Genomic DNA, 4,455 nt, shown 5'->3' on the forward strand with positions numbered 1-4,455 from the left:
ACGCTTTGCATGTTGAGTTGGGGGGTAAGTTGGTTGATTTTGCGGGATGGGAGATGCCTGTTCAGTATCCTTTGGGGATTATGGGGGAGCATAAGCAGTGCCGTGAGAAGGCGGCGGTGTTTGATGTGAGCCATATGGGTCAGGTGATTTTGCGGGGCGAGAATGTGGGTGAGAAGCTGGAAGCGCTTTGCCCGCAGGCTTATGCGACGCTGAAGGAAGGCAAGGCGCGGTACGGGTTCTTTACGAACGCAGAAGGCGGGATCATGGATGACCTGATCGTGTCGAACGCGGGGGATCATTACTTTGTGGTGGTGAACGCGGCGCTGCGGCATCAGGACATTCCGCATATGCGTGAGCACCTCGAAGGCGTTGAAGTGATCGAGATTTTCGACCGCGCGCTGGTGGCGGTTCAGGGCCCTGCGGCGGAAAACGTTGTGGGCGAACTGTGCCCCGCCGCGCGTGATCTAAAGTTCATGGAAACCACGGTGGCCGATATCAACGGTGTTGAGTGCCGTATCTCGCGGCTGGGCTATACCGGCGAGGATGGCTACGAGATCTCGATCCCCGAGGACAAGGCGATCGAGATCACCAAAGCCTTCCTGGCGCATGAGGATTGCGAAGCGGCCGGTCTGGGCGCGCGCGACAGCCTGCGGCTTGAGGCAGGTCTGTGCCTTTATGGCAATGACATCGACCAGAGCACCTCGCCGGTCGAGGCCTCGCTGGGCTGGGCGATGCAAAAGCGCCGCAAGGAAGAGGGCGGTTTCCCGGGCGCGGCTCGCGTGCAGAAGGAACTGGCCGAAGGTCCCGCCAAAAAGCTGGTGGGCATCAAGCCCGAAGGCCGTGCGCCAGCGCGTCAGGGCGTTGAGATCCAGTGCCTTGAGGGCAACAGCATCGGTCAGATCACCTCGGGCGTGTTTGGCCCCACGGTGGGTGGACCGGTGGCGATGGGCTATGTGAGCAAAGGCCATGGCGAGCCGGGCGAGAAGGTGAACCTGATCATCCGGGGCAAGCCGCAACCGGCTGAGATCGTGGCGCTGCCCTTCGTCAAACAGAATTACAAGCGTTGAAGTCAGGAGAGAGAGACATGGCAACCTATTATTCCGAAGAGCATGAATGGCTGAGCGTTGACGGCGACACCGCCACGCTGGGCATCACCAAACACGCCGCCGAGCAATTGGGTGACGTGGTGTTCGTGGAACAGCAGGAAGCAGGCGACGAGTTCGAAAAAGGCGGCGAGATCGGCGTGATCGAATCCGTCAAGGCGGCGTCCGAGCTTTACGCACCGGTCGACGGCGAGATCACCGAGGTGAACGAGGCGCTGGCCGACAATCCCGGCGCGCTGAACGAAGACCCCGAAGGCGAGGCCTGGATCTACAAGATCAAGATCGCGGATGCGTCGCAGCTCGAAGACCTGATGGACGAGGCCGGCTACAAGGCCTTCATCGGTTAACTCAGGCGGCGGGTCCGTGCGCGGCCCCGCCCCTTCATCTGTTTCCAAATACTTCCGCCGGAGGCTCCTGCCGTCTCCGCCGGGCCTGACCTATCCTTGAGGAGCGCACACATGGCCTTCAAACTGACCGATTACGAAGCCTATGACTTCGCCAACCGCCGCCATATCGGGCCCAGCCCGACCGAGATGCGCGACATGCTCAAGGTGATCGGCTTCAAGACGCTGGACGAGCTGATCGACGCCACCGTCCCGCCCGCGATCCGGCAGAAAGAGCCGCTTGACTGGGGTCCGGCGATGACCGAGCGCGATGCGCTGTTCTACATGAAAGAAGTGGCGAGCAAGAACAAGGTTCTGACCTCGCTGATCGGTCAGGGCTATTATGGCACCACCACGCCGGCGCCGATCCTGCGCAACATTCTGGAAAACCCGGCCTGGTACACGGCCTATACGCCCTATCAGCCCGAGATCAGCCAGGGTCGTCTTGAGGCGCTCTTGAACTTCCAGACCATGGTCAGCGACCTGACCGGGCTGGACGTGGCCAACGCATCCCTGCTGGACGAAGCGACTGCGGCGGCGGAAGCCATGGCGATGGCCAAGCGCGGTGGCCGGTCCAAGGCCAACAACGCAGCCTTCTTTGTCGACAAGAACTGCCACCCGCAGACCATCGCGGTGATTAAAACGCGCGCCGAGCCTCTGGGCATCGAGGTGCAGGTGGCTGATCCGGACACGCTGGATGCGGGCGCGGTCTTTGGCGCCATCTTCCAGTACCCCGGCACCCATGGCCATGTGCGCGACTTCACCGCCGAGATTGCGGCCCTGCATGAACACAAGGCGATTGCCATCGTCGCCGCCGATATCCTGTCGCTGGCGCTGCTGAAGTCGCCCGGCGAGATGGGCGCGGATATCGCCATCGGCTCGACCCAGCGCTTTGGTGTGCCGATGGGCTATGGTGGCCCGCACGCCGCGTATATGGCGACCACCGACAAGCTGAAGCGCTCGATGCCGGGCCGGATCATCGGTGTCAGCATCGACAGCCGGGGCAACAAGGCTTACCGCCTGGCGCTGCAGACCCGCGAACAGCACATCCGGCGTGAGAAAGCCAACTCGAATGTCTGCACCGCGCAGGCGCTGCTGGCGGTGATTGCCTCGATGTATGCCGTGTATCACGGCCCCGACGGCATCAAGGCCATCGCGCAATCGGTGCACCGCAAGACCTCGCGTATGGCTGCCGGTCTGGAAGAGGCAGGCTTTGCTGTGGAGCCGGAAGTGTTCTTCGACACGATCACGGTTGAGGTTGGCCATCTGCAGAAAACGGTCATGGAGGCCGCTGTGGCCCGGGGCGTCAACCTGCGTAAGGTCGGCGACACGAAAGTGGGCATCAGCCTGGACGAACAGACCCGCCCCGAGACCATCGAGGCGGTCTGGGGGGCCTTTGGCATCGACCGCAAGGATGACAGCTCGAACGTGGCCTATCGCCTGCCGGATTACGCGCTGCGCGAAAGCGAGTACCTGACCCACCCGATCTTCCACAAGAACCGGGCCGAGGCCGAGATCACGCGCTACATGCGCCGTCTGGCCGACCGCGACCTGGCGCTGGACCGGGCGATGATCCCGCTGGGCTCGTGCACCATGAAGCTGAACGCCACGATCGAGATGATCCCGGTCACCTGGCCCGAGTTCGGCAACCTGCACCCGTTCTGCCCCGAAGATCAGGCGCAGGGCTATCATGAGATGATCGATGATCTGAACGACAAGCTGTGCCAGATCACCGGCTATGACGCGATCAGCCAGCAGCCCAACTCGGGCGCGCAGGGTGAGTACGCAGGCCTCTTGACCATCCGCAACTATCACTTCGCCCGGGGCGAAGGGCAGCGCAATGTCTGCCTGATCCCGACCTCGGCGCATGGGACCAACCCGGCCTCGGCGCAGATGGTGGGCTGGCAGGTTGTGCCGGTGCAGGCGGATGAGAATGGCAACATTGATCTGAATGACTTCCGCGCCAAGGCTGAAAAGCACTCCGATCATCTGGCCGCCTGCATGATCACCTACCCCTCGACCCATGGCGTGTTCGAGACCACCGTGCAGGAGGTCTGCCAGATCACCCATGATCACGGCGGTCAGGTCTATATCGACGGCGCCAACATGAACGCCATGGTCGGCCTGTCGCGTCCCGGAGACATCGGCGGTGACGTCAGCCACCTGAACCTGCACAAGACCTTCTGCATCCCCCATGGCGGCGGCGGCCCCGGCATGGGTCCGATCGGCGTCAAAGCGCATCTGACCGAGCATCTGCCCGGCCACCCGGAATACGGCACTGCCGTGGGTCCGGTCTCGGCGGCGCCCTTTGGGTCGCCCTCGATCCTGCCGGTTAGCTGGGCTTATGTGCTGCTGATGGGCGGCGCGGGTCTGACCCAGGCCACGAAAGTGGCGATCCTGAACGCTAACTACATCGCGGCGCGGCTCAAGGATGCCTACCCGATCCTCTACACCTCGGAAACGGGTCGTGTGGCGCATGAATGCATCCTCGACACCCGCCCGCTGGACGAGGCGGCCCATGTCAGCGTCGATGACATTGCCAAGCGTCTGGTGGACAGCGGCTTCCACGCGCCCACCATGTCCTGGCCGGTGGCCGGCACCCTGATGGTCGAGCCCACGGAATCGGAACCCATGGACGAGCTGGACCGCTTCTGCGACGCCATGCTGTCCATCCGCTCCGAGGCACAGGACATCATCGACGGCAAGATCGACGCGGAAAACAACCCGCTGAAAAACGCTCCCCACACGGTGCGCGATCTGGTCGGCGACTGGGACCGTCCCTACACCCGTGAACAGGCCTGCTTCCCCCCAGGCTCCATGGGCGTCGACAAATACTGGTCCCCCGTCAACCGCGTCGACAACGCATACGGCGACAGAAACCTCATCTGCACATGCCCGCCAATGACCGAATACATGGACGCAGCTGAATAAACCTCAATCAATAAACCCCCGCCAACTGGCGGGGGTTT

The 4,455-nt window shown here is 62.6% G+C and carries 3 protein-coding genes; all 3 read left to right on the top strand.

The window, feature by feature from the left end; translation table 11 throughout:
- Positions 1 to 5 precede the first annotated feature (5 nt).
- The 3 genes from gcvT to gcvP all read left to right on the top strand — a co-directional run bounded on the left by gcvT (position 6) and on the right by gcvP (position 4,417).
- Positions 6 to 1,067 (top strand): glycine cleavage system aminomethyltransferase GcvT, encoded by a 1,062-nt coding sequence (gene gcvT / locus ACR0MP_RS21950; protein WP_480888105.1) that lies wholly within the window; start codon positions 6 to 8, stop codon positions 1,065 to 1,067.
- A gap of 17 nt (positions 1,068 to 1,084) precedes the next feature.
- Positions 1,085 to 1,450, top strand: a complete 366-nt coding sequence (gcvH, locus tag ACR0MP_RS21955; RefSeq protein ID WP_170393732.1) for a glycine cleavage system protein GcvH — start codon at positions 1,085 to 1,087, stop codon at positions 1,448 to 1,450.
- A 111-nt stretch (positions 1,451 to 1,561) separates the two neighbouring features.
- Positions 1,562 to 4,417, top strand: a complete 2,856-nt coding sequence (gene gcvP / locus ACR0MP_RS21960; protein ID WP_480888103.1) for an aminomethyl-transferring glycine dehydrogenase — start codon at positions 1,562 to 1,564, stop codon at positions 4,415 to 4,417.
- The last annotated feature ends 38 nt before the right edge of the window (positions 4,418 to 4,455 follow it).

This window comes from Ruegeria sp. K3 (genome assembly GCF_056531845.1).

Coding starts and splice junctions, on each gene's coding strand:
- gcvH (WP_170393732.1), top strand. CDS start 1,085: ATGGCAACCTATTATTCCGAAGAGCATGAATGGCTGAGCGTTGACGGC.
- gcvP (WP_480888103.1), top strand. CDS start 1,562: ATGGCCTTCAAACTGACCGATTACGAAGCCTATGACTTCGCCAACCGC.